At 63.2% G+C, this 25,987-nt stretch carries 22 protein-coding genes and 2 pseudogenes; 4 read left to right on the top strand and 20 right to left on the bottom strand.

Going from position 1 to position 25,987, the window contains the following annotated elements:
• Positions 1-194 precede the first annotated feature (194 nt).
• The 5 genes from REH34_RS28115 to REH34_RS28095 all read right to left on the bottom strand — a co-directional run bounded on the left by REH34_RS28115 (position 195) and on the right by REH34_RS28095 (position 4,135).
• On the bottom strand, positions 195-803 hold the full coding sequence (locus REH34_RS28115; protein WP_311970017.1) for a PqiC family protein: 609 nt from the start codon (positions 801-803) through the stop codon (positions 195-197).
• The gene (locus REH34_RS28110; RefSeq protein ID WP_226502351.1) at positions 800-2,482 is read right to left on the bottom strand and encodes an intermembrane transport protein PqiB; all 1,683 of its coding nucleotides are present in this window, start codon (positions 2,480-2,482) and stop codon (positions 800-802) included. The genes REH34_RS28115 and REH34_RS28110 overlap by 4 nt, the downstream gene beginning before the upstream one ends.
• Positions 2,475-3,092, bottom strand: a complete 618-nt coding sequence (locus REH34_RS28105; protein WP_311970016.1) for a paraquat-inducible protein A — start codon at positions 3,090-3,092, stop codon at positions 2,475-2,477. The genes REH34_RS28110 and REH34_RS28105 overlap by 8 nt, the downstream gene beginning before the upstream one ends.
• Positions 3,089-3,697, bottom strand: a complete 609-nt coding sequence (locus REH34_RS28100; RefSeq protein WP_226502349.1) for a paraquat-inducible protein A — start codon at positions 3,695-3,697, stop codon at positions 3,089-3,091. The genes REH34_RS28105 and REH34_RS28100 overlap by 4 nt, the downstream gene beginning before the upstream one ends.
• A gap of 213 nt (positions 3,698-3,910) precedes the next feature.
• Entirely contained in the window at positions 3,911-4,135 is a 225-nt protein-coding gene (locus tag REH34_RS28095; protein ID WP_226502348.1) for a hypothetical protein, read from the bottom strand.
• Between the two features lie 152 nt (positions 4,136-4,287).
• Between REH34_RS28095 and REH34_RS28090 the strand changes: the two genes are divergently transcribed.
• Positions 4,288-4,686 carry a hypothetical protein gene (locus tag REH34_RS28090; RefSeq protein ID WP_226502347.1) on the top strand — a complete coding sequence of 133 codons (399 nt, stop codon included), beginning with the start codon at positions 4,288-4,290 and terminating at the stop codon, positions 4,684-4,686.
• Here REH34_RS28090 and eutC read toward each other — a convergent pair.
• From eutC to eat, 3 genes are all read right to left on the bottom strand, one after another.
• Positions 4,683-5,534 carry an ethanolamine ammonia-lyase subunit EutC gene (gene eutC / locus REH34_RS28085; RefSeq protein ID WP_311970015.1) on the bottom strand — a complete coding sequence of 284 codons (852 nt, stop codon included), beginning with the start codon at positions 5,532-5,534 and terminating at the stop codon, positions 4,683-4,685. The two genes, REH34_RS28090 and eutC, sit on opposite strands and share 4 nt — an antisense overlap.
• Before the next feature lie 159 nt (positions 5,535-5,693).
• Complete coding sequence (locus tag REH34_RS28080; protein WP_311970014.1) at positions 5,694-7,088, bottom strand: ethanolamine ammonia-lyase subunit EutB; 1,395 nt, start codon at positions 7,086-7,088, stop codon at positions 5,694-5,696.
• Positions 7,089-7,091: 3 nt separating this feature from the next.
• On the bottom strand, positions 7,092-8,453 hold the full coding sequence (gene eat, locus REH34_RS28075) for an ethanolamine permease (RefSeq protein ID WP_226502345.1): 1,362 nt from the start codon (positions 8,451-8,453) through the stop codon (positions 7,092-7,094).
• Positions 8,454-8,795: 342 nt separating this feature from the next.
• Between eat and REH34_RS28070 the strand changes: the two genes are divergently transcribed.
• Positions 8,796-9,842, top strand: a complete 1,047-nt coding sequence (locus tag REH34_RS28070) for an AraC family transcriptional regulator (RefSeq protein WP_311970013.1) — start codon at positions 8,796-8,798, stop codon at positions 9,840-9,842.
• Between the two features lie 156 nt (positions 9,843-9,998).
• Complete coding sequence (locus tag REH34_RS28065) at positions 9,999-11,153, top strand: aminotransferase class V-fold PLP-dependent enzyme (protein WP_311970012.1); 1,155 nt, start codon at positions 9,999-10,001, stop codon at positions 11,151-11,153.
• Between the two features lie 150 nt (positions 11,154-11,303).
• On the opposite strand, the gene REH34_RS28060 is transcribed toward REH34_RS28065, so the two are convergent.
• The 12 genes and pseudogenes from REH34_RS28060 to REH34_RS28010 all read right to left on the bottom strand — a co-directional run bounded on the left by REH34_RS28060 (position 11,304) and on the right by REH34_RS28010 (position 24,171).
• A complete protein-coding gene (locus REH34_RS28060; protein ID WP_226502342.1) occupies positions 11,304-11,888 on the bottom strand; it encodes a peroxidase-related enzyme in 585 nt (194 codons plus the stop codon).
• Positions 11,888-12,412, bottom strand: coding sequence for a carboxymuconolactone decarboxylase family protein (locus REH34_RS28055; RefSeq protein WP_311970011.1), 525 nt, complete (start codon positions 12,410-12,412; stop codon positions 11,888-11,890). Before REH34_RS28055 ends, REH34_RS28060 begins: the two co-directional genes overlap by 1 nt.
• A 218-nt stretch (positions 12,413-12,630) precedes the next feature.
• Positions 12,631-14,196: an ABC transporter substrate-binding protein gene (locus REH34_RS28050; RefSeq protein ID WP_311970010.1), complete on the bottom strand. Its 1,566-nt coding sequence runs from the start codon at positions 14,194-14,196 to the stop codon at positions 12,631-12,633.
• A 107-nt stretch (positions 14,197-14,303) separates the two neighbouring features.
• The gene (locus REH34_RS28045; protein ID WP_311970009.1) at positions 14,304-15,317 is read right to left on the bottom strand and encodes an ABC transporter ATP-binding protein; all 1,014 of its coding nucleotides are present in this window, start codon (positions 15,315-15,317) and stop codon (positions 14,304-14,306) included.
• Positions 15,307-16,320 carry an ABC transporter ATP-binding protein gene (locus REH34_RS28040; RefSeq protein WP_311970008.1) on the bottom strand — a complete coding sequence of 338 codons (1,014 nt, stop codon included), beginning with the start codon at positions 16,318-16,320 and terminating at the stop codon, positions 15,307-15,309. Before REH34_RS28040 ends, REH34_RS28045 begins: the two co-directional genes overlap by 11 nt.
• On the bottom strand, positions 16,317-17,222 hold the full coding sequence (locus REH34_RS28035) for an ABC transporter permease (RefSeq protein WP_226502337.1): 906 nt from the start codon (positions 17,220-17,222) through the stop codon (positions 16,317-16,319). Before REH34_RS28035 ends, REH34_RS28040 begins: the two co-directional genes overlap by 4 nt.
• A complete protein-coding gene (locus tag REH34_RS28030; RefSeq protein WP_311970007.1) occupies positions 17,219-18,193 on the bottom strand; it encodes an ABC transporter permease in 975 nt (324 codons plus the stop codon). The genes REH34_RS28035 and REH34_RS28030 overlap by 4 nt, the downstream gene beginning before the upstream one ends.
• Complete coding sequence (locus tag REH34_RS28025) at positions 18,193-19,650, bottom strand: NAD(P)/FAD-dependent oxidoreductase (protein ID WP_311970006.1); 1,458 nt, start codon at positions 19,648-19,650, stop codon at positions 18,193-18,195. Before REH34_RS28025 ends, REH34_RS28030 begins: the two co-directional genes overlap by 1 nt.
• A 271-nt stretch (positions 19,651-19,921) precedes the next feature.
• Positions 19,922-20,872 carry a LysR family transcriptional regulator gene (locus REH34_RS28020; RefSeq protein ID WP_311970005.1) on the bottom strand — a complete coding sequence of 317 codons (951 nt, stop codon included), beginning with the start codon at positions 20,870-20,872 and terminating at the stop codon, positions 19,922-19,924.
• Between the two features lie 202 nt (positions 20,873-21,074).
• Positions 21,075-21,515 (bottom strand): annotated as a pseudogene (locus tag REH34_RS30430) (methyl-accepting chemotaxis protein); the annotation flags it as partial.
• Between the two features lie 123 nt (positions 21,516-21,638).
• Positions 21,639-22,343 (bottom strand): annotated as a pseudogene (locus REH34_RS30425) (PAS domain-containing protein); the annotation flags it as partial.
• A gap of 211 nt (positions 22,344-22,554) precedes the next feature.
• The gene (locus REH34_RS28010) at positions 22,555-24,171 is read right to left on the bottom strand and encodes a PvdJ/PvdD/PvdP-like protein (RefSeq protein WP_311970003.1); all 1,617 of its coding nucleotides are present in this window, start codon (positions 24,169-24,171) and stop codon (positions 22,555-22,557) included.
• Between the two features lie 390 nt (positions 24,172-24,561).
• Here REH34_RS28010 and REH34_RS28005 point away from each other — a divergent pair, with 390 nt between their 5' ends.
• The gene (locus REH34_RS28005; RefSeq protein ID WP_226502333.1) at positions 24,562-25,770 is read left to right on the top strand and encodes an MFS transporter; all 1,209 of its coding nucleotides are present in this window, start codon (positions 24,562-24,564) and stop codon (positions 25,768-25,770) included.
• Positions 25,771-25,987 lie beyond the last annotated feature (217 nt).

Genomic DNA, 25,987 nt, shown 5'->3' with positions numbered 1-25,987 from the left:
GAGATTAGGGAATAATTGTGCAGGAAATATGGAGGGGGGTGGCGGGCCTCAGGGATGTGGGCTGAATGTACAGGCCTCTTCGCGGGCAAGCCTTGCTCCCACAGAGTTAACCGATCCTGAGTCGTACACCTGTGGGAGCAAGGCTTGCCCGCGAAGAGGCCGATAGCCTTGCACATCTATCCCTGAAAAAGCGCCTACCGCGGGCAACCAACGGCAGGATTATCCGCCCACTGCCGCGCCGTGCCGGCAATGCGCGCCGCCAGATCGCCGATGGCTTTCTGATGCGCCAACACCAGGCTGTTGAGATCGACCCCGGCGTTATCCTTCACCACCGTTGCGCAGGTCAGGGTGGTGCGCTTGCTGTCGTCATTGCCACGACGGCTCAGGCTCCACACCACATCCACCAGCGCGTACTGCCCAGGCACGCTGTCGAACCGGCGCACGTCAGCCTGCAACGACACCACCGGTTGCCCGGCATTTTTCGGCAAGCCCGACAGATCGCGAACGCCCAGTTGGCGTTCCATCTGGGCCGCCAGGGCATCGTGGAACTCGTCCGCCAGCGGCGCGCCCCAACGTTCGTTATCGAGGATGGCCAACCGGCCCTGATCCTGGCGCACCACCAACTGCGGCTGATCGACCTGCACCGGCATGCGCACGGTCAGCAGCTCGAACTGAAAGTCCGCGGGCGTGACCGCCTTGGGCGCCGATTCGGTGGTGGGCACCAGTGTGTAGTAATGAGTGGCCGGCGACGTACAGGCCGCCAATCCCAGCGTGGTGCCCAGCAGCAGATAACGCAGCATCATGGTTTGGTTTCCAACTGAATATCACGAGAAGACGAGCCACTGGAGCGATAGGCGTCCGGCGAGCCTTCGCTCACCCGTCCGCGAATCAGCGATTCAGGATGGCGGCCGAGGAAGTCGGTCAGTACCCGCACCGAGCGCGCGGTGCGTTGCACTTCGTCCATGGCCTGGCCAATCTGCTGACGCTGCGGCGAATCATCGCCCAGGGTGTCGGCGGCGGCGGCCATGGTCTTGCGCGTCTGGGCCATGGTATCGGCCAGTTCCGGCAGGACCTGACCGTTGAAGCGGCTAAGCGTCTTGTGCATTTCGTCGAGGCTGCCGTTGAGGTTGTCGGCAATCTGCTCGATCGGCAGCTTGCTGACCTTGTCGACCATGGCCTGCAACTGCTCCTGCAACTTGTCGAAGCTGCCCGGCGCGGTGGGGATTTCCAGCGGCCGCGCAGACATATCGAAGTTCACCGGCGCTACCTTGGGCAGGAACGCCAGGGAGATATACAACTGCCCGGTCAGCAGGTTGCCGGTGCGCGCCTGAGCCCGCAAGCCATGCTTGACGAACTCCGAGAGCATTTTGGCGGCCTGCGCATCCTCGTTGCCCTTGCCGGCGATCTGCGTGAGCTTGTCGTTGGCCTTGCCGAGCCGATCCGGGAAGATCACCGCGCCGACCATGGTCGGGAAGGTCTGGGTCTTGGCGTCATAATCGAGGTCGATCGACACCACGCGGCCCAGGTTGACCCCCAGGAATTCAACTTGCGAGCCGACCGTCAGGCCTCGCAGCGACTGGTCGAAGCGCATGCGGATATAGCGCGGCGTACCGTCTGGCGGTGCCAGGGCGCTTTGCTGATCGGCGAACAGATCGAACTTGGTCATCTCCGCCGCTTGCTTCTGATCGGGGTTGTACTTGGGCTCGACGAACGCCACGCCGCCGGACACGATCGAGGACACCGACTGGGTGTTGACCTTCAGGCCATCGGCACCAAGGCTGATATCCACGCCGCTGGCGTTCCAGAAACGGGTATTGGTGGTGACGAATTCATCGTTGGGCGAATTGACGAACACTTCGATGTCGACGCCCTTGCCGTCCTGGCTCAAACCCACCTGCACCACCTGGCCGACCTGGATACGCCGGTAGTAGACCGGCGAGCCGATGTCCAGCGAACCGAGGTCGTCGGCATGCAGGCTGAAGCGCTTGCCACGCTGGCCATAGGTAATGGGTGGCGGAATTTCCAGGCCGCGAAAATCGCTGCGGGTCTGTTTCGAGGCGCCAGGGTCGGCACTGATAAAGGCGCCCGACAACAAGGTGTCGACGCCCGAGATCCCCTGAGCGCCGATGCGCGGGCGCACCACCCAGAAGCGCGAGTCTTCGGTGGTGAATGACTTGGCCGAGTCCTTGAGCTCGATGGTCGCGACCACGCGGTTGCGATCTTCGCTCAGGGCGATGGCAGTCACCTGGCCGATCACCACGTTCTTGTACTTGACCTGCGTCTTGTTGGCTTCCAATCCTTCGGCCGTCTCGAAACTGACGGTGATCTTGGGGCCGGCCGACAGCGAGTTGTGCACCACCATCGACAGCCCGATCACGGCCGCGACAATAGGCACCAGCCACACCAGGGAAACGTTGAAGCGACGCCGACGAACGTCGGGATTGCCCGGCGTGCGGGAAGGATCAGCAACGGGTTCAGACATCTTCAACCTCTGCGTCCCAGATCAGCCTGGGATCAAAACTCATGGCTGCCAACATGGTCAGCACAACGACGAAACCAAAAAACAGAATGCCCAGCCGCGGCTCGATGGTGCTCAGCGAACGGAACTGCACCAGCGCCGCCACCAACGCCACCACCAGCACATCGAGCATCGACCAATAACCGATCAGCTCGATGAATCGGTACAACCGCGAGCGCTCGCGCATGGCCCACTGGCTGCGCCGCTGCGCAGTCACCAGCAAGGTGCCGAGCACCAGAAACTTGATGCAAGGCACCGCCACGCTGGCGACGAAAATCAATACGGCGATATCCCAGGACCCACCCTCCCAGAACTCGATCACACCGCTCATGATGGTGTTCTCGGCGCCACTGCCGAATAGATCGGTATACATCACCGGCAGAAGGTTGGCGGGAATGTAGAAAATCATGCTGGCCAGCAGCAGTGCCCAGGTGCGGGTGATGCTGTTGGGCTTGCGCGGGTGCACGCTGGCATCGCAGCGCGGGCAACGATGAGTGCCTTCGACGCAGGCCAGGCCGCAGGTATGGCAAAGGGTCAGCCCCATGGTGGCGGCGGTGGGCGCAGGGCTGCTCATTCGCGCTCCTCCAGCTCGGTCCATAGACGCCGAATGCTCTTGCCGGATATCAGGATGATCAACACGGTGAGCATGGCCAGCGCCCACAAGCCCAGCCCCGGATGCACGCTGAGCATGCCACCGAGCTTGACGATGGCCACCAGGATGCCGAGCAGGCACACCTCGAGCATGCTCCAGGGCCGCAGTTGTTCGAGGGTACGCATACAGGCCTTGAAGCCCGGCGCGCGCAGCCCGACGTTGGCGTAGCTGAGCAACCAGCACAGCAGCAGGATCTGCAGGCCCGGAGCGAGGATGATACACAGGCCCGCCACCGCCGCGATCAGGCTGATCTGCCCTTGCGCCAGGGCCTCGACCGACTGCCACAGCGTTGCGGCATTGGCCAGGCCCTTGAGACTGATGGAGATGACCGGAAAAATATTGGCGAACAGAAACAGGATCAGCGCCGTGACCGACAGCGCGAACAGTTGCTGAATGCTCAGCCCGTGACCGCGTTCCAGCACCCCGCCACAGCGCTGGCACAAGGATTTTTGCCCGCTGAGCAGCGGCACCGGCGCGTAGACCGCGTCGCAGTGTTCACAAATGATCCAGGGGCAGGGTTCGGTCATGGGGCAGTTTGATCGTCGTGTTGAAAAAATGCCGGCTCAGGGCGCGCGACACTATAAATCAAACGCAGGCGAGTGGCGTCATTATGGCGTCAATCAACTGCGACTTCACAGTGTGGAGGCCGTCTCGGCGAGTCCTGCAGAGATAGCCACTTGCCATAGACCGCGACTGGTGGCGCAGGGTTCAAGGGTCGCGAAAGGTTCGCGGCCCACGACTCACAGCGAGCGCAGATTCCACGCCAGCCAGCGCCAGGGGTATTGCTCGGCAAAGCCCGCGCCCTTGCATTGCTCCTGGTGCACGAATACCCGATGCCCGCGGCTCAGGGGCTGATAGTTATGGCAATAGGGGCAGCGCACGATATCGCCTTCGAGTAGCCACTGGCGCGACCACTCCAGCATGTGTTCATCGCGCTCGGCGTATGGATCGGAATATGAACTCAACGGCAAAGGGCCTTCAATACGGCAGGATACAGACGGCCGACAAGGTTACCTCAGGTGGCATGAGGTTTCATCTGTGGGCGCTGAACGGGTGTTTTGCCTGGTCGCAGCGCTTCAGTAGGCAAGATCACCGACCAAGACTATGATCTGACCCCATGAACCCACCCCCACTGCGCCAACCCTGCCCGCCCGGAGCTTGCATATGCGAGCGCGAACGGCTGCAAGCGTTGCCAGACGCTGACCTGCGGATTCTGCTGCTGACCCGCCAGGAAGAGAAACGCTTGCTCGAACGTCTCGAAAACCTCGACAGCCTGGCTGACCTGGTGCGCGTGCAGCAACGCATGTTCGAGCAACTGGGCTTGCGCGTGCACGTGGGCCCCGGCGCCAATGAAGTGCGCACTATGCGCGGCATCCGTATCGAGCTCGATGAACTGCCGGGGATGTGCCGCAAGACCCGTCAGGCGATCCCCGCCGCGATTCGCCGCAGTCTGGAAAAACGTCCGGAAATCGCCTTCAACCTGCTCAACGCCAACGACTTGCTGCGCGACGCCTAGTCTTGCCGACGCGTCCCGGCCAGCAGAAAATTCCCCGGTCGCTCACCCTCGCCCGCTTCCAGCAGCGGCACCTGGGCTTCATCCTTGAGGCTCACGCCCGATAACTGCCGCACACAGGCCTCACGCATCAGGTACAGCAATTTGTGCGCGGCCATGCCGTAGCTCATGCCTTCGAGGCGCACGTTGGATATGCAGTTGCGTGCCGCATCGGTCAGCCCGACCCGCGGCGCGTAGGTGAAATACAGGCCCAGGCTGTCCGGTGAACTGAGCCCAGGGCGCTCGCCGATCAGGATCACCACCATGCGCGCCTTGAGGCGCTGCGCCACTTCGTCGGCCACCGCCACGCGGCCCTGGCTGACCAGGGTCACGGGTGCCAGGCTCCAACCCTCGGCGGCGGCCTGGTCGTCGATACGTCGCAGCATCGCCAGGCTATGGCGATCAACCGCCAGCGCCGACAGACCGTCAGCGATCACCACCGCGACGTCGTAACCCTGGGGGTTGGCTTGTGCGTGGGCATCGAGCAACGCCGCCGAGTCGTCATCGAGCCGGCGCCCCAGGTCGGGACGTTGCAGGTAAACGTGGCGATCGGCGGCGGCGCTGTGCAAGCTCAGGCACTCACGGCCACGCTCGGCCAGTTGCGTGGCCAGCGCCCCGCCGTCGAACGGCAGGTGCACGGCATCGCGGGCCTGGGCGTGGGCGAACTGAAAGTCCAGCTGAGCGCTGGTGGGCAAGCTGGTACCGGCGCGACCCAGGGCGATACGCGCGGCGGTCAGATTGCGCAGTTGCTGCCAGGGGTCGGCCTGGGCGGGGCTGGTAGAGGGCGGGGTGTCATCGGGGGGCAGTTTCACGGGGTACCTCGGTTTTCTATGCAGGTCGCTGGATTCGCGTGCTGCTGATGGCCTCTTCGCGGGCAAGCCTTGCTCCCACAGGTGTACGACTCAGGTCCAGCTTGCACTGTGGGAGCAAGGCTTGCCCGCGAAGGGGCCGGCCCGGTTTGCACAAGTACATCAGGTCAGCTGCGCCAATGCCTGCCGGAACGCCGGCGGCAACCCGTTACCCAGGCGCAACTCGCCATCGCGTTGATGCAGGATGCCCATGCGTGCCAGCCACTCTTCATATTCCGGCGCGGGCTTGAGGCCCAGCGTCTTGCGCGCATACAGCGCATCATGGAACGAGGTGGTCTGGTAGTTGAGCATGATGTCGTCCGAACCCGGGATCCCCATGATGAAATTGATGCCCGCCACCCCCAACAGGGTCAGCAGCATGTCCATGTCATCCTGATCGGCTTCGGCATGGTTGGTATAGCAGATGTCGCAGCCCATGGGCACGCCCAGCAGCTTGCCGCAGAAGTGATCTTCAAGGCCTGCGCGGATGATCTGCTTGCCGTTGTACAGGTACTCGGGGCCGATGAAACCGACCACGGTATTGACCAGAAACGGCTTGAAATGCCGAGCCACGCCATAGGCGCGGGACTCGCAGGTCTGCTGGTCGACGCCATGGTGGGCGTTGGCCGACAGCGCACTGCCCTGCCCGGTCTCGAAATACATGAGGTTGTTGCCGACCGTGCCGCGCTTGAGGCTCAGGCCCGCTTCGTAACCTTGTTGCAACAGCTGCAGGCTGATACCGAAACTCTCGTTGGCCGCCTGGGTGCCGGCGATGGACTGGAACACCAGGTCCAGCGGTACGCCGCGCTCGATGGCGGCGATCGACGAGGTGACGTGGGTCAGCACGCACGCCTGGGTGGGAATCTGGTAATGATTGATCACGCCATCGAGCATCTTCAACAGCTCGGTGATGGCGCTGAGGCTGTCAGTGGCCGGGTTGATGCCGATCATGGCATCGCCGTTGCCGTACAACAGGCCGTCCAGGGTGCTGGCGGCGATTCCGGCCGGGTCATCGGTCGGATGGTTGGGCTGCAGGCGCGTGGACATTCGCCCACGCAGTCCGATTGTGTTGCGAAAACGGGTGACCACGCGGATCTTCTGCGCCACCAGCACCAGGTCCTGAATGCGCATGATCTTCGACACCGCGGCGGCCATTTCCGGTGTCAGCCCAGGCGCCAAAGCTCGCAGGCTGTGCTCATCGGCCTCATCCCCGAGCAGCCAGTCACGCAACCCGCCTACGGTCAGATGGCTGACCACGGCGAAGGCCTCGGCATCATGGCCGTCGATGATCAGCCGCGTGACCTCGTCGACTTCATAGGGGATCACCACCTCGGTGAGGAACTGCTTGAGCGGTACGTCCGCCAGGGCCATTTGTGCGGCCGCGCGCTCGGCGTCGCTGGCAGCGGCGACGCCTGCCAGGTAATCGCCCGAACGCGCCGGGCTGGCCTTGGCCAACAACGACTTGAGACTGTCGAAGCGCCAGGTCTGGCCACCCACTGTGTGTACGAAACCGCTCATGGCTCAAGCTCCTGTGGTCAAGGCTGCACTGGGCACACCGCGGCTGCGTACGGCGGCGCAGAACAGCGCACCCACCACCATCAAGGCGAGGAAGACGCCGAAGATCAGGGTGTTGAACCAGATCATCGCGATCAGGCAAACCACCGCCAGCACCAGGGCGATGCCCGGCACGATCGGGTAGCCAGGGGCGCGGAAGCTGCGCTCCAGATGCGGCTCGCTGGTGCGCAGTTTGAACAGGCTGAGCATGCTGACGATGTACATGACGATGGCGCCGAACACCGACATGGTGATCATGGCGGCCGTCAGGGTCATGCCTTGTAGGTTGACCAGGCTGTCGCTGAAGATCGCCGCGATGCCGACCACGCCACCGGCGAGGATGGCGCGGTGCGGGGTCTGGAAGCGTGACAGCTTGGCCAGGCCTTTGGGCAGGAAGCCGGCGCGCGCCAGGGCGAAGAATTGACGCGAGTAGCCCAGGATGATGCCGTGGAAGCTCGCGACCAGGCCGAACAGGCCGATCCACACCAGCATGTGCATCCAGTTGGAGTTGCCGCCGACCACGGTTTTCATCGCTTGTGGCAAGGGGTCGTTGATGTTCGACAGCGCGCGCCAGTCACCCACGCCACCGGCGAAGATCATCGTACCGATGGCCAGCACCACCAGGGTCAGGATGCCGCCGATATAGGCACGCGGGATGGTGCGCTTGGGGTCCTTGGCCTCTTCGGCGGCCATGGCGGCGCCTTCGATCGCGAGGAAGAACCAGATCGCGAAAGGTATCGCCGCAAAGATACCGGCGATGGAGCCGCTGCTGAAGCTGTTCTCACCCGACCAGCCACCGAGCACGAAGTTGCTGAAGCTGAAGCCCGGCGCGACCACACCCATGAATACCAGCAGTTCGATGACCGCAAGGATGGTCACGACCAGTTCGAAGGTCGCGGCGATGTTGACCCCGACGATGTTCAGGCTCATGAACACTACGTACGCGCCGACGGCTGCCCAGCGCGGGTCCAGCCCCGGGAACTGCACGTTGAGGTAGGCACCGATGGCCATGGCGATGGCCGGTGGCGCGAAGACGAACTCGATCAGTGTCGCCAGCCCGGCGATCATCCCGCCACCCACACCAAAGGCCCGCAGGCTGTAGGCAAACGGCCCGCCAGCGTTAGGAATAGCGGTGGTCAGTTCGGTAAAGCTGAAGATGAAGCAGGTGTACATCACGGCGACCATCAGCGTCGTGACCAGAAACCCCAAGGTACCGGCGGTGCCCCAGCCATAGCTCCAGCCAAAGTACTCACCAGAGATCACCAGCCCGACGGCGATGCCCCACAAGTGCAGTGTGCCCAGCGTGGGCTTGAGTGTATTGACGGTCATTGATCACACCTCGGAAATCCAGCGGCAAGATTGCGTAAGGCCAGCATAACCATAGGCTACGGGCCAAGACTTGACCGCGAAAACGCGCATTTGCGCTGTGCGGTCAATTTTTACGATCGTCGCGCCAAAGCGGGGCGGTGCGCCCCAGAAACGCACACTTCTACGGCATTCATCCTTGTAGCGAGGGCCTCGGCCCCGGCTGCGGTCTATCCGTTACAAGTAATGTGCCTGATAACAGGTGATCGGGCGCGGGCCTCCTCGCTACAGGCGAATACAGTCATCAGCCGGAATGGACTTTGCATGAAACATTTTCATACAGATCTTCAATGGTACCGATTGACTATGCTCCAACCCTTCCTTGCACCCGCCGCCAGCGCCACCCGCCCCAGCAACCAAGGCGTGTTGTCAGCGGCAGCCAATGGTCTGGACGGCTTCATCAGCCACCACGGCGGTGACCTGGACCGAGTGTTCGGCCGCGCCGGTATCGATCCCGAACAACTGCAACACCCCACCTTGAGCCTGGCGTTGCCCAACTATTGCCAGGTCCTTGAAGAAGCCGCCCGGCAAACCGGTTGCGACAACTTCGGCCTGCGTTACGGCCAGCAGTTCAAGCCCCAGGCCCTGGGGCTGCTGGGTTATGTGGGGCTGTGCTCGGAAAATCTCGAGCAGGCACTGATCAACTTTGCCGCAGCCTTCCCCTATCACCAGCACAGCACCTTGATCCGCCTGGTGGACCAGGGCGAGTGCTACCGTTTCGACTATCAAGTGCGCCACGACGCCATCGTCGAGTGTCGTCAGGACGCTGAACTGACCATGGGCATGGCCGCTAATCTGGTGCGCCATGTGCTGGGTGACGGCTGGACGCCGCGCGAAGTGGGCTTCGAGCACGCCCGCCCGCAGGACTGGCGCGAGCATCGCGACGCCTTCGGTGCACCGGTGCGCTTCGGCCAGGGCGGCAACTGGATGCTGATCCCCAAGCAGCCACTGATCGGCCACGCCATGCCGGGCCACGACCCGATGCTGTTGATGGTGGTCAAGGACGCCATTCGCCAGCTTGGCGAACGCGCCAGCGGGCCGCAACTGCCAGAGCAGATTCGACAGCTGTTGCGAGCCACGCTGCATCATGGCGAACCAGTGCTGGAGTTGATTGCCGAACACCTGCAGTTGAGTCCGACGATCCTGCAACGGCGCTTGCGTGACCACGGTTTGAGTTTCACTCAGATGGTGGACCAGACCCGCCAGGCCATGGCGCGCCAGCATTTGCGCGACGGGCACTTGAGCATTTCGCAACTGGCGCCGTTGTTGGGTTATTCAGAAACGAGCGCGTTTTCACGGGCGTTCAAGCGCTGGTTCGGGGTCAGCCCGCGGCAGTGGCGCCAAGGTAGCTAGTCGCCGGAACACCAAGGAGAATATTAATTCGAATAAATACCCGATTACCGAATTTATTTCCACGCCACCCGCGACACAGAGCGGTTTTATCAAAATATTTCTTCACTGACACGAGTAACCTTTCCCTATTCTCAGTCACTCGTGAAACCTTTCCACATGACCCCTCTTCCGCTCTATTTCGACTATGCCGCCACCACCCCCGTCGACGACCGCGTTATCCAGGCCATGGTCGAGTGCCTGGGGCGGTCGGGCAACTTCGGTAATCCGGCGTCCAGCTCCCATGCCTTCGGCAGCAATGCCAGGCAGGCAGTGGAACTAGCGCGGCGCCAGGTGGGCGAGTTGGTGGGAGCGCCCGCCGAGTCGATCATCTGGACGTCGGGCGCGACCGAGTCCAACAATCTGGCGATCAAGGGCGTCGCCATGGCCAGCACGCCGCAGCGTCGCCACCTGATCACCAGCGTGCTCGAACACAAGGCGGTCATCGACACGGTGAATCAGCTTGAAGCCCAGGGTTTTCCTGTCACCTGGCTGACTCCGGATGGCAACGGGCTGATTCAGCCCGCAGCGGTGCAGGCGGCCTTGCGCGCGGACACCTTGCTGGTGTCGCTGATGCGAGTGAATAACGAACTGGGTACGCTGACCGATATCGCTTCGATCGGCACATTGGTGCGCGAGCATGGCGCTTTGTTTCATGTCGATGCCGCGCAGGCGACGGGCAAGGTCGATATCGATCTGGACGCGTTGGAGGTCGACTTGATGTCGTTCTCGGCGCACAAGACGTATGGCCCCAAAGGCATCGGCGCTTTGTATGTGGGCCCGCGTGCACGGGGCGCAGTGCAGGCGCAGATCCATGGTGGCGGGCACGAGCAGGGGTTGCGGTCGGGCACCTTGGCGACTCATCAGATCGTCGGCATGGGCAGCGCTTTTGCCATCGCTGCGAATGAACAACAAGCAGAAACGCAACGTATCACCGCACTGTCGCAGCAGTTGCGTGAAGGCCTGTTGGCGCTGCCGGGGGTGACGCTCAATGGCTGCGCGGCGCAGCGCATCCCACATACGCTGAACCTGTGCATCGCCAGGCCTGGGTTCAACAGCGCGAATCTGGCAGGCTCCCTGGCCGTGTCGTCGACGTCGGCATGCAATTCGGCGAGCAACGCAGCGTCCCACGTATTGCTCGCCATCGGGCTAGACCACAGCCAGGCCAGCAGCAGCGTGCGCATCAGCCTCGGCCGCTATAGCCAGGCGGCGGATGTGGAGCAGGCGATCGCAATTCTTGACCAGGCCCTGAAAGCACCCGCGCCGCTTTGGTAACGCTGTGATGTTCTGGCTCGCGTATGGACCTAAAAGATCTATCGCTTGAAAGGGCCCCTTCGCGGGCAAGCCTCGCTCCCACACTCAAGATCGGCTGACTCTGTGGGAGCGAGGCTTGCCCGCGAAGAGGCCAGTGCTGCTAACGCAAACCTAGACGTTGTACACCGGCTCACCCAGATTGAGCATCAGCCGATTGGCCCAGGCGAAAATCGAAATCGCGTGGATCAGGTCCAGAATCGGCCCCTCTTCGAGCCCATGCTCACGCAGCGCCGCGATATTCGCTGCGCTGATATTCGCCGGATCAACCGTCAGATCGATCGAAAACTGCACGATGGCACGCTCGCGCGGTGTCGTCCCGGCCGTCGCCGGATCGGCGAACACTTCGGCGATCACATCATTGCGCTTGGCCAGCTGCTCGAAACGCTGGGCGTGCACCGAGCAGCAATACACACACTGATTGATCCGCGACACCACGGCGCTGGCCAGCTCGCGCTCAGCGCGGGACAGCCCACCCGGCGCGTACATGATGGCGTTGAAGGCCAAAGAGCGCTGACGCAGGATCTCGGGTTGATGAATCAGGGTCAGGTAGTAATCCGACACCTTGGCCTGGGGATGGCTCTCCTCCAGCACCGCCGTCTGCTCGGGGGTAGCCTGGTCGACGCTGACAGTGGGCAGCCAGGCTTTCCAGCCCAGCACTTCGTTGGTGAAACCGGCAATACGGATCGGCTCGCTCATCACGCAACTCCTGCGGATTGCATCGCCAGCAGACCGCTGGCCAGACGCACTTGATAGGACATGAACGCCACCAGCTGCGCAAGAGTGACGATTTCCGGGGTCGACAGCCCGGCCTCGGACAGCGCGATCAGGGCGTGACGATCGCCTTCTACCGGTGCCTTGATCAAGGTCCCGGTGAACGCCAGCACAGCCTGCAAGCGCGGTTCGCCCAGGGCTTCGATGGCGCCCGTGGCAACGGCTGACAGCTGCTCGGCCGACACGCCGATCGCCTCGAGACGCTCCAGGTAATGCGCGGCCAGCAGCGGCTGCGGTGTCAGCAGGCAGGCGTGGTACGCCACCAGCAGGCGTTCGGCCTGGCTCAGGCCGTCGGCGACCTCAGCGGCGAAGAACAGCTCGTAGCTGCTCTGGGTGGCAGCCAGCACCTTGTTGCGAAACTGCCGCGCGGCATGCACCGGCGAGCCGGGTGCGATGTGCAGCAGGGTGTCGAGCACGTCCGGCTCGGGTGTGGATTCAACGAAGGTCATTGTGGGTTCTCCATCAGGACCGAGAAGCTTGGGCGCTCAACGACCACTACAAGGATCGAGCATCGTTGGCGTGCGGAAAATCGTTTCGCGGGCAAGCCTGGCTCCCACACAGTCAGCAGCCCCAGAGCCGTACATCGTGGGAGCAAAGCTTGCTCGCGAAGAGGCCGGTCGTGACAACGTCTACCCCATGGCAGACATAGGTCCCCGGCCCCATATGTTTACTTCTGTTCAGTCACCATCATCGCTGCCGTGCGATCGCTCACCAACGGCTCGACCTTGAGGCCTTTACGCGCCGCCCAGATGTTCTGGTAGTGGAACAGCGGAATGATGCCGACGTCATCGCTCACCACTTTCACCGAGTTCTCCAGAATCGCGCGGCGCTTGGCCTCGTCGAATTCTGCAGTGGCGTCCTGCAGCGCCTTGTCTACCGCCGGATTACTGTAGTGCCCCCAGTTCGAAGCGCCCTGCCCTTTGGCACCGTCCACGGTGGTGAGGATGTTGGTCAGCGCATAGGCCGCCTCACCGGTGCCGTTGCCCCAGGCAATCACGCTCACCGCCAGCTCGTTCTTGTTGGCCTTGCCGGCATACACCGCCCATGGCATCACATCGAGCTGCACCTTGATGCCGATGCGGGTCCAGAACTGCGCCACTGCTTGCATGGCCTCCGGCGCCTGCGGGTAACGGTCGCCCGGCACGCTGACCGTCAGCTGGAAACCTTCGGGGAAACCGGCCTCGGCCAGCAGTTTCTTGGCCTCGGCCGGGTCGTAAGGGATGTTCTTGATGTTGGCGTTATAGCCGTAGGTGTTGGACGGCATCCACTGATTGGCCTCGGTCACCGTACCCTGCATGATGCGCTCGTCGATGGCCTGACGGTTGATCGCCAGCGACAGCGCCTTGCGCACCCGCACGTCGAGCAGCGGGTTTTCAGGCAGCGGCTTGCCGGCGTTATCGCGGATCAAGTCGTTCGGGCCCTTGCGAAAGCTCGGCTGAATGATCAGCGCGCGCAGGCCTTGATAGGCGTACACGCTGACCGCCGGGCTTTGCTTGAGGCGCGCGATATCGGTCGGTGCGACCTTGTCGATGACGTCGACATCACCGGCCAGCAAGGCTGCGGTGCGGCTCGAAGCATTGGCGATGAAGCGATAGTCGACCTTGTCCCATTCCGCCTTCGGCCCCCAGTACGCATCGTTGCGCTCGAAGATCGTGCGGTCGCCCGGCACGTAGGACACGAAGCGATACGGCCCGGTGCCGATCAGCGCCTTGCCGGAGTTGTAGTCGGCGCTCTGGGCGTTTTCACCGGCGTGACGGCTGACCACGTACACCGAGTTGATGTCCGGCAGCAGGTTGGCGTTGGGCGCCTTGGTCTTGACGATCAGGGTATGGGCGTCCTTGGCGGTGACCGTGTCGACGGTGCGCAAGGCGCCGGCGTAGGACGCCACGCTGCCTGGTACGGCGCGGGCACGCTCGTAGGAGAAGACGAAGTCGTCGGCAGTCATGGACGTGCCGTCCGACCATTTGACGTCATCGCGCAGGTCGAATTGCCAGGTCAGCGGGTCGAGGACTTTCCAGCTCTTGGCCAGGCCCGGCATGGTCCGATCGTCACGACGATCAGCCAGCGATTCGAAGAAATGCAAAGCGACGGAACGGTCACCGGCATAGTTGTTGAGCTGTGGATCGAGAGACGAAATCGGATCGGCGAAACCGATGCGCAGCGACTCGGCCGAGGCGCCGGTGGCGGCGAGCAGTAACGCGGTGGCAAGCAGTGAACGAATGCTAGGTTGCATGCAGGTTTCCTTGTGTGTGGTAGCGGGCTCCGCCCGCGAAGAGGTCGAAGACCTCAAAAACTTCGCGGAAACAGCCCACTCCCAAAGGGTGCGGGTCATGTCAGGGTTTAGATCTGGTCATTCAAATGGCAAGCGCTCAGATGATTGGGTGCAACCTCTCTGAGCGGTGGAGCCTGCTCCCGGCAGCGCGCAAAGGCGTGCGGGCAGCGGGGATGGAAATGACACCCGCTGGGCGGGTTCAGCGGGCTGGGGATTTCCCCTTTGATCGCGTCATACCGGGTACTGCGAACATCGAAGCGCGGAATCTGTGCCAGCAACGCCTGGGTATAGGGGTGATTGGCCGCGCCAAACAACTCCTCCACCGGCGCGCTCTCCACCACGCGGCCCAGGTACATGACGATTACCCGATCGCACAGGTGCTCGACCACACCCAGGTCGTGGCTGATGAACAGGTAGGTCAGGCCCAGCTCGTCGCGCAGGTCCATGAACAGGTTGAGGATCTGCGCCTGGATCGACACGTCCAGCGCCGCCACCGATTCATCGCACACCAGCAATTGCGGCTGCACTGCCAGCGCCCGGGCGATGCCGATGCGCTGACGCTGGCCGCCGCTGAACTGATGCGGATAGCGCTGGCGCAGGCTCGGGTTGAGGCCGGCGCGTTGCAGTTGCGCGCTGACGTAGTCATCAAAACCGGCGCTGTCGGTCAGGCCATGCAGGCGTGCGCCTTCACCGACGATGCGGTCGACGCGCAGCCGCGGATTGAGGCTGGCCGAGGGGTCCTGAAAGATCATCTGGATCTTCAAGCGCGCAGCGTGGCGCTCGGCGGCACTGAGTTCATCGACCGCCGTGCCGTCGATCCGCACCTGGCCACTGGACGCCGGCATCAGCCCGGCCACCATGCGCCCAAGGGTCGACTTGCCGCAGCCTGACTCGCCCACCAGCCCCACCACCTCGCCGTGCTGAATGCGCAGGTCGACGCGGTCCACCGCATGGGTGACAGAGGTTTTGCGGGTCAATTGCAGGCGCTGCGCCCAGCGCTCGAAAGCCCCCTCGCCGCTGGCCTTGCCGAAGGTCTTGCTGACCTGATCGAGCTCGACGATCGGGATCACATTACTGTCCATGGCTACCTCCCGGATGGAAGCAACGCACGCTACGGCCGGGTTCGATCTCACGGCTTTCAGGCTCCTCGGCACACACCGCACTTGCCCGCGGGCAGCGCTCGGCAAAGGCGCAGCCGGCGGGCATCGACAGCAGGTCGGGCGTCATCCCGGGGATCTGCCGCAGCCGCTGGCCACGCTGGTTTCGGCTCGGCAGGCTGTCGATCAGCCCTTGGGTATAGGGGTGCAGCGGGCGGTCGAGCACATCGCCCACACTGCCCTGTTCGACGATCTGCCCGGCATACATCACCGCCACGTCGTCGGCCAGGCCGGCGACCACCGACAGATCGTGGGTGATCCAGATCAGCGAGGTGTTCTGCTGGCGCACCAGTTTCTGTACCTCACTGAGGATCTGCGCCTGAATGGTCACGTCCAGCGCGGTGGTCGGCTCGTCAGCGATGATCAAATCCGGGGCGTGCAGCAGCGCGATGGCGATCGCCACCCGCTGGCGCATGCCGCCAGACAGTTGATGGGGATAGGCATTCAAGCGCTCCTCGGGGCTCGCAATACCCATCAGCGCCAAGGTGCGACTCGCATGCTCGCGGGCTTCGCGGCGGCTCAGCGAACTGTGCGCACGCACGGCTTCGATCATTTGCGTATCGACGCGCAGCACCGGGTTGAGCGTCATCATCGGGTCCTGGAAAATCATCGCGATGCGATTACCCTGCAGCTGGCGCAGCTCTCTGGCGGAGAGTCTGGTCAGGTCACGGCCCTTGAACAGCACCTCGCCGCCGCTGATCCGGCCAGGGGCGTCGACCAGGCCGAGGATGGAGAAGCCGGTCACCGACTTGCCCGAACCCGACTCGCCCACCAGACCAAGGATGCGCCCCGGTTGCAGACGCAACGACACGTCGCGCACCGCTGGCAGGACGCCCGCACGGGTGTAGAACGACGTCGACAGGTGCCGCACCTCAAGCGTCGCCTCAGGCACGACGACGGGGGCCGCTTTGATCTCAGCCAGATTCATCGTTGCAGCCTCGGGTTGAGCACGTCGCGCAGGCGGTCGCCTACCAGGTTGATGGCGACGATGGTGGTCAGCAGCGCCAGCCCCGGATACAAGCTGATCCAATATTGATTGCTGAGCATGTACTGGAAGCCGTTGGCGATCAGCAGCCCCAGCGATGGCTCGGTGATCGGCACGCCGAGGCCAAGGAACGACATGGTCGCCTCCAGGGTGATGGCGCGAGCGATTTGCAGGGCGCCGATGACGATCAGTGGCGGCAGGCAATTGGGCAAGATGTGCCCGACCACGATGCGCCACTGGCCGATGCCCTGGCCGCGGGCCGCTTCGACGTATTCGCGGCGGTTCTCCACCAGCGCCTGGCCCCGCGCGGTGCGAGCGTAATAGGCCCACTCCAGCAGCACCAGGGTGATCATCACATTGCCGACGCCCTTGCCCAGCCAGGCGAGAATCATCAGCGCCATGAGCACCACCGGAAACGACAGCAGCAAATCCACCAGGCGCATCAGCAGTGCGTCGACCCAACCACCCGCGCGAGCCGCCAGCAGGCCCAGCAAGGTGCCGACCACTGCGGCGATCAACGCCGAACCGATGCCCACGAACAGGCTGATGCGCAGGCCATAGATGATCGCCGAGAGCAGATCGCGCCCCTGACCATCGGTGCCCAGCCAGTAGGTATAACCGGCATCCATATTGGCGCTGCCGGGCGGCAGGCGCGCGTCAAGAACATTGAGTTGCATGAGGTCGTAAGGGTTCTGCAAGGTCACCCACGGCGCCAGCACCGCCACGGCGAGGATCGCCAGCAGCAGCACCGCAGCCGCCACGGCCACCTTGGATTGCAGAAATTCATCGACGCCGCGGCGCCATGGCGATTGCGCCTGGAAGCGGGTTGCAGGAACGACGCTCATCGCGGCGACTCCACACGGACCCGGGGATCGAGCAGGTGATACAAGCCGTCGACGATCAGATTGAGAATCACGAAAATCACCACCACTATCATCAGGTAGGCGACCACCACGGGGCGGTCCAGGCTGTTGATGCTGTCGAGGATCAGCTTGCCGGCACCGGGCCAGGCAAAGATGCTTTCGGTGACCACGGCATAGGCGATGGTCGAACCCAACTCCAGGCCCAGCACGGTCACCAGCGGGATCATGGTGTTGCGCATCACGTGCATGAGCATGACCCGCATCGGCGACAGGCCCTTGGCCCGGGCGAACTTGACGTAATCCTGGGGCAGCACTTCACGCACTCCGGCGCGGGTCAGGCGCAGCACCAGAGATATCTTGAACAGCGCCAGGTTGAGGGCCGGCAAGATCAGGTGCTTGAGGCCATCGAGGCTCAACCACGACCACTGCACACCGAACAGTTCACGGGTTTCGCCACGGCCGCTGGCCGGCAACCAGCCCAGGTTAATGGAAAACACCAGAATCATCATCAGCGCCACCCAGAACGCCGGCAGCGAAAAGCCGAGGATGCTGCTCGCCATCAGCACTTTCGACAGCGGATTGTCGGGGTACATGCCGGCGAACATGCCCAGCGGTATACCGATGACAACCGCCAGCAACAGCGCGCCAACGGCCAGCTCAAGAGTCGCGGGCAGGCGCTGCAAAATCAGCTGCAAGGCGTCTTCGTGATAGACGAAGCTCATCCCCAGATGGCCGTGCACGGCGCCCTGCAGGAACACCAGGTATTGCTGCCACAGCGGCTTGTCGAGGCCGAGCTGCGCGATGGCCGCCAGACGCTCGGCCTGGTTGAGGTCCTCGCCTACCAGAATGTCCAGCGGGTTGCCGATGGCATTGAGGCCGATGAATACCACCAGGGTCATCAGCCACACCACCAGCAACGACTGGGCAATGCGCTTGAGGGTCCAGCCGAGCATCAACGACGCTCCTCGGCGGTCAGCTCGCCGGCCACCCACTCATCGCCGAGCAGTTCAGGGTCGGCGTAGTCCTGCATGGCCTGAAAATGCAGGTCGATATCATCGCTGAACAGTTGGCTGACCAGCCCTTGGGCCATGCGGCGAGCGCCCTCGCTGATGGCCGGGATATCGCCGGACACCGCGCCATAGCTCAAGGCAGCCGGGTAGCTGAAGCAGTGGATGCGGTGCAGGCCGGGGCAACTGCCCGGTTGTTTTTCGAGAAACTCGAAGCAACTACCCAGGTCCGGTAGCGCGGCCAGCTCGGCATCCTGCTCGTCGGCCGGGGCCTCGAAACGGTCGCCCCAGAAGCGAATGTGTTCGGCGAAGGGCGCAAACTCCGGACGCTGCTGCAAATCGGCACGAAAGCCGGTGGCGAACACCAGAAAGTCATACTCGAGCTCGGCCTGAGCGGTGCGCACCAGCACCGTGCCCTGCCCGGACTCCTTGATCGACAGCACTGATGCCTCGAACAGAAAGCGCGAATTGCCCGCGCTGGAAACCCGCAAGGTGCTGCCCCGCGGTGCTGGCACCTGCTGGGTGTTGAGATAGTGGCGCAAGCGCCATTTCCAGGCGTCCGGCAGGCGCCAGTAGCCGTGCACCATGCCGGGGTTGCCAGCGCCCTTGCCTTTGTTGATGCGCGGCATCACGGCGCGGCGGATCAACAGGTCGACCTTGGCGGCGCCCGCCTCCAGCGCAGTGGCCGCGCTGTCCATCGCCGAAGCGCCGCCACCGATGACGCCCACCCGCTTGCCGACGAACCAGTGGTCCTGCAGTCCCGCCGCCGAATGGCACCAGTAGCGAGGCGCGACACTGTGAGCGTAGTCCGGCACCCACGGACCACCCAGGCCGTCACGGCCAGTGGCAAGCACCACATGGCGGGCGAGGACTTCACGGCCTGCGTCGCCATGGCTGATGCTCAGTGCCACCAGTCCATCGGCACGGGGCTGCACGCGGGTCACGCGGTGTTCGTTGCGTACGTCGACCTTCATCACCTGGCGATACCAGCGCAGGTACTCGGCCCACTGCAAGCGCGGAATCTTGTCCAGCGCGGCCCAGGCGTCCAGGCCGAATTGGGCTTCGTACCAGGCACGGAAGGTCAGCGCCGGCAGGCCCAGTGCCGGGCCGGTCAGTTGCTTGGGCGAGCGCAGCGTCTGCATCCGCGCCGTGGTCGCCCACGGGCCCTCGAAGCCCAACGGCGCCTGATCGAATACCTGCACGGTGACGCCCAGATGGCGCAGCTCGGTGGCCACCGCCAGGCCGGCCATGCCCCCGCCTATCACCGCGACGTCGAGCACCGCCTGACCCTGCTCAATGCGCGGCTTGACCCACGCCTTGGCCGGCAATTCGAGCCATTCGAGGTCCTGGCGCAGGCGCGCTTCGAGGGCGGCGAGGCCGATAGGGGCGTTGGGCTGTGGCATGAGGATCGGTCCCGGCAAGGCAATGGAAGAATAGGCGACTGCTCGCGCCGGTGAGCCATTGCGAATTGAGAGCGCCATGGCATCACCTGCAGCGAACCGCCCGCACGAGAGCGAGAGCGGCGTGTCGATCATTCAAAAAGCGCGCCATACATACGATATATGGATGATAAGGCGTCATGAATGCGATATACGAATACTAAAAGATGGTTTTTATTCTGCCAAAGACCTAAAAAGCATATTTATAGATCGAGACTGAATTTATCGACGGTCGCTATTCGGCGTAGATGCTCTGCAATAGCGCATCGTGTTGCCCGCTGGCGTGCATCACCATGCCCGGCACTAAGGCGCGCGCGGTCTCGCCCAATGCCTCGATCAGCGCTTGGGTGACCTCCGAGCGCGGGCTGGCATAGGCCGAGATCAAGCCGAAGAAGAACGGTATATGGCAGTCGATCGCACGTACCACCAGGCCTTCGACTGGCACACCATGGGCAGTGAATGGGTCGACCAGGGCCACTCCCAGGCCGGCGCGGGCCATCTGCATGGCGATCAGCGAAGTGTTGGTGTCGAGCATATGAGGGGGGGTGTCGCGGGCACCTTGGAAGGCCTTGTCGATGCGCCGGCGAAACCGGTAGGGATTGGACATGCTGATCAGCGTCTGCTCGGCCAGCAATGCCATGCTCAAGGTGTTGTGGGCAGCCAGAGGCGAATCGGCGGCCAGCACCGCGACGCAGGGCGCCTCGCCGATCCAGTGGATATCCAGGCCGCGATGCTCCAGCGGCAGGCTGACGGCCCCCAGGTCGACGGTTTTCGACAGCACGGCCTGGACGACGTTTTCCGGGGACATGCTGTGCAGCTGAATGTCGTAGGGGCGCAACGCCTGGGGCAGGCGCGCCAGGGCCGCAGGCAACAAGCCGGCAGCCAGAGCCGGAATGCCGACCAGCTTGACATGGCGATTCTCGTCGAGGGCGATGTGCTCGGCACGCTGGCGGATATTACGGATGCCCAACAGCGCGCTCTCGACCTCGGCGTACATCATGAAAGCTTTTTGCGTGGGCGAGACCTTCGGGCCGCTGCGCTCGAACAAGGCGAACCCCAGCTCCTGCTCCAGCTCCTGGATCATTCGCGTGACCGAGGGCTGGGAGCGCCCGAGCATCTTCCCGGCGGCGGTGACGCTGCCCGCTGACATGACCGCCGCGAAGGCTTCCAGTTGACGCAGATCCATGGGTTCAAGCCTTGTGCGAGGGTTAACCGCGCAAGCTTACTGTATGTGCAGAGCCTGACCCAAGCGTGGGGGCTGTGCCGGCCCCTTCGCCGCCGAACGCGCAATCCCGCTCCCACCGGTGCATGACGATAGTTCGACCAGCCCTGTGGGAGTACAGCCCGCTGGCGAAGGGAGCAATCGCCACAACGCCATTACCGGACGATCAGCTGCTGACCTTGCGATCATTGGCAAACATGCTCACCGCATCCACCGCCTGCCCGGTGCCCTCGAAGATTTTCAGGATCACATCCGCCGCCTGGTCCGCCAGCAGCACGCTGTTGCCAGCGCGTTCACGGGTCGCGCCCATGCTGTTGATGGTCTGGCGAGTTTCGCGCTGGATGCTCTCGACCATGGTCGACACCTCTGCCGTGGACCCGGCGGTACGTCCTGCCAGTTGCCGCACTTCGTCGGCGACCACGGCGAAGCCACGGCCCTGGTCACCTGCCCGCGCAGCCTCGATCGCGGCGTTGAGGGCCAGCAGGTTGGTCTGGTCGGCGATGCTGCGGATGGTCCCGACGATGGTGCTGATCTGCTCGGACAACTGCCCCAGCGCATCGAGCATCCCCGACGAGGTATCGATATCACTGGCGATATTGCGCATCTCCTGCGCCGCCTGACGGATCACCGCGGTGCCCTGCTCCGCGACTTTTTGCGTCTCTACCGAAATCCGCCAGGCCTGGGACGCGCTGTGGGAGTCCTGATCGTGACGGATAACCTGGGCGGTGATATCGGTGGCGAACTTGACGATCTTGTCGAGCCGACCGCTGGGGTCGTACACCGGGTTGTAGTTGGCTTCCAGCCATACCGCCTGGCCCTGGCGGTTGCGGCGCTCGAACTGGCCGCTGAACAGCTCGCCCTGGTTCAGGCGCTTCCAGAAATCCTGATACGCCTTGCTGGCCGCCAGCTCCGGCGCGCAGAAAGTCCGGTGGTGCTTGCCCTGAATATCCTTGAGGCCGTAGCCCATGGTCCGCAGAAAATTGTCGTTGGCCGTGATCACCGTGCCGTCGAGGTTGAACTCGATGACCGCCATGGCCCGATCGATGGCTTTGAGCTTGGCTTCTGCCTCATGTTCGGCCTCGATACGCGCGGTCACGTCGGTGGCGTACTTGACCACCTTGCAGACTCGCCCGGTATCGTCCAGCACCGGGTTGTAGCTCGCTTCGAGCCACACCTTGCGCCCTTTGGCGTCGATGCGCTCGAAGGTACCAGCGACAAATTCGCCGGCGGCCATGCGCGTCCACAAACGACGGTATTCAGGGCTGTTGGCGTATTGCGGCTCGCAGAACATCCGATGGTGTTGTCCGTTCACCTGGTCGGCGCTGTAGCCCATGGTCTTGAGAAAATTACCGTTGGCTTGAAGAATCCGACCGTCCACGTCGAACTCGATGACTGCCATAGCGCGATCGATGGCCTGCAGCAGACTGCGTTGCATCGCCATCTCGCGCTTGAGGTCAATCATGCCTTGCTTGTTATTGGCGAAAAACATGTTGCTCGCTCCCGGACAGGCACCACGTCGGACCGGGTGCCAGTACGTTGTACGATACCTGTACATGAGAACTATACAAGAGCAGCTCATCATTAGAGCTTAAGCTTTAGACCACGTAGATCAAGGCTTACAGCCATAGAATAGCTTTTAGCCACTATTATACCTTGGCCGTTGGCAAGCTCCGCGCATAGTAGGGCCGGCGCGGCGCCCTGGACACCGCATCGCCTATGTGATCCTTGTCGTCGGCGGCAACATGCAATGCCAGCTTCATCACCTCCACCTCGCTGGCATCGGCTTCGTTGCTGGCCGTGAGTTCAGCGCCGCAGCCATGGGTCGTCGACCCCAGCCAGGGCTCGTCCACCGTGACCCAGGGCCCGGTGGCGAACCACGGCACGCCGCGCACTTCGCGGCGTACTACCTGACCTGGATGGGCGCGCTCGTGGGCATCGAACCAGTCCTCGACGCGGTCATCGATCCAGCCATGCAGGCGCCAGAACGTCGGATTGAGGTGGGAAGAGAACGGATCGCCCAGAAAATCGTTGTCGCGGGCGAACCAGTGCTCGGCGAAGTCCGACGGATCACGCGCGGCCGGCACCGGCTCGCCGGTCGCAGGATTGCGCGGGACGCTCGACCAGCACATGTGCAGCCAGTCGTGCAGGCTCAGCTCCAGCTCGGAGCCGAACTGCGCCAAGGTCATCTTCGCCAGGTATTGATGATCGCGATAACGGGACTCCCAGACCTGAAAGTTGCTGTAGAAGGTTTCCGGACTCTTCACCAGGCCCATGCCGACGCTGTAGGGTTGGTCTTCCGGGATCTGCCAGGTCGGCGGCACGCAGCAGCCGCCGTGGTTGTCGTAAAAACGTGCGAAGCCGACCCAATCCTGTACGGCCGCCGGCGGCGGCACCGGGAAATGCCGCCAGGACGGCAGGTCCTGGTAGGTGCGCGCGGTGGTCAGCATGTAGCGATGCATGAAGAAGAAGTCTTCGCCTGAGCCGTTGTGGTCCTTGGTGCGCCCTCGGGCATCGCGCTCGGCGTTGCGCGGGCCAGGTTGCCAGCCCAAGGCACGCAAGGCCTCGCGACGGTCATCGGACAACAAATGCCATTTGTCCCGTGAAAAGTGCCACAACTGGTGCTCCAGGCGTTTTTGTGGGGTGATGCCCCAGGCCAGCAAGCCGGGCGCGACAGGCAAGCGTTCGCGCGATTCCGGAAACGGCTGCTTGCGCGCAACGAAATTCGCCACTTTACCCACCGAAGGCTTGTTCGGGTCCAGGGTGTGCAGTTCGCCGGTCATGGTGTCGGCATCGGCCACCCCGAAGCTCGCCCACTGTTCATTCAGTTGAGAGACGAACTCATAGGCCGCCACCTGCCGCGGCGATTCGCGATCGAGCAGCCGCCAGCGGATTTCCTGCACCGACGCATCGACCATGTCGCCGAGTATCCGGTAGCGTGGTTCGGCGGGCGTGCGCAGATTGGCGGCGGAATCGACATAGCCGGATAAACCGCGGCCGCGCTCGGCGACGTCCAGAAACATCTGTACATCGCTGCCAGGCAGCCCTTCGAGTGCCGGCATACCGCTGACGTCCAGCAACCAGATGCCGCGCAACTGGCTGCTGAGATGTTGCATCTTGGCGTCGGCCAGTTCGACTTTGGGGGCGTCCGGGGTCAAGTCCTTGTCCCGGTAGGCTTTGTAACGTTTGGCGGCGAAATAGCCGGCAGGCGCCAGCACGCCAGTGAGCGCCATCCCCGCCAGAATCTTGCGGCGTGAAATCTCCATGCATCCCTCCCCATACAACAATAAAAGGCGCGCTCCGACCTCCTGGTCAGCATCGCCGTGCACCTTGCTAAACAGACAAAAGACAGAATATTGACTTTTTTTAGATTTTTTAATAATCACGCCATCTAATTGACGAATACGTTAACAGATATTTCAAGATCCCCGCTAGTGGCCCCTGGGTACCGCCCGGCGGCCACCCGTAGCCAGGAGGCTCGCCCGCGACAGGGCGTATCGGCAGCAACTGCCTGGAGGCCCTATTTCCGGGGGCAAGCCTCCTGGCGACAGCGTCGTTTGCGGACCCCGGTGGCCGGAATGAGCGGACCTCAGGCCTGTTTTTCTTCACCGCGCGAACCGTCAAGATGGCCACCTTCAAGACAAGGGACTGCGTCCATGAGCATTTCACAGGAATTCCCCCGCGACGCTGTCGAACAGCCCGTCGCCGATACTCGTCTGCCTTGGACCGGCCTGCTGGCCTTGGCCATGGCCGGATTCATCACCATCCTCACCGAAGCCCTGCCGGCCGGCCTGATGCCGCAGATGGGCAAGAGCTTGCAGGTCTCCGAAGCGCTGGTGGGGCAACTGGTGACGCTCTATGCGCTGGGTTCGTTGCTGGCGGCCATACCGCTGACCTTGATGACTCAAGGCTGGCGGCGTCGGCCACTGTTGATGATCGCCATCGGCGGCTTTGCCGTGGTCAATACCATCACCGCACTGTCCAGCTGGTACCCGCTGACACTGGTGGCACGGTTTTTCGCCGGGGTGTTTGCCGGGTTGGTCTGGGCGTTGTTGGCCGGCTATGCGGCGCGCATGGTCGCGCCGCCACTCAAGGGCCGGGCGATTGCAGTGGCCATGGTCGGCACCCCGCTGGCGCTGACCCTGGGCATTCCCGCCGGCACGCTGCTGGGCACCATCGCCGGCTGGCAGACCACGTTTATCTGCATGTCGGTGATGACCCTCGCGTTGTTGCTGTGGGTGCGGGTCAAGGTGCCGGACTTCGCGGGTCAACCTGCCACCGAGACCTTTTCGCTGGGCTCGGTGTGGCGCATCGCCGGGGTCAAGCCGGTGCTGTTGGCGACTCTAGGGTTTGTCCTCGCGCACAACATTCTCTATACCTACATCGCCCCGCTGCTGGTGCCATCGGGCCTGGACGCGCAAGTCGGCATCGTTCTGCTGGTATTCGGCGCCTCGGCGCTGGGCGGTATCACCCTGATCGGCATGCTGATCGATCGCTGGCTGCGCGAGTTGACCCTGGTGACGACGTTGATGTTCATCGGTGCCAGCGTTGCCTTGGCGCTGTGGAGCCAAAGTGCGGCGGCGGTGTACGCCCTGATGGTGGTCTGGGGCCTCGCCTTCGGCGGCGCCGCGACGCTGCTGCAGACGGCCTGCGCCAAGGTCGGCGAACGCGCCGCCGACGTCGCCCAGGCGATGCTGGTGACCACCTGGAACATGGGCATCGCTGGTGGCGGTATCGTGGGGGGCTTGTTGCTGCATGGCCAAGGCACCCGCAGCCTGCCGTGGGTCGCGGCGCTGCTGCTGGCGGTGGTCTGGGTAACGGTGCTGCTGGCGCGGCGGGCGGGGTTCAAGCCAGTGGCCCATTGACCGGCATCACACTGTAGCGAGGAGGCTTGCCCCCGATAATATCGGCCACTCCTCGCAGCAGCTGGCTGGCCCCTTTAAGCCGCAAGCCAGGCTGTTGAAGGCGTACGCGCCTGCCTCCCTGTTCAGGCTTCCTTTTCTTACAACTTCAATATCCATCCCCACCTACAACCGCTTCACCCCACCGGTCACGCTGTCCTTTCCTGACAAAGAGACAGCG

Source organism: Pseudomonas baltica (assembly GCF_031880315.1).
Classification (GTDB): domain Bacteria; phylum Pseudomonadota; class Gammaproteobacteria; order Pseudomonadales; family Pseudomonadaceae; genus Aquipseudomonas.
The sequence above is the reverse complement of the archived record's forward strand: the minus strand, read 5'-3'. Positions and strand labels throughout refer to the sequence as shown.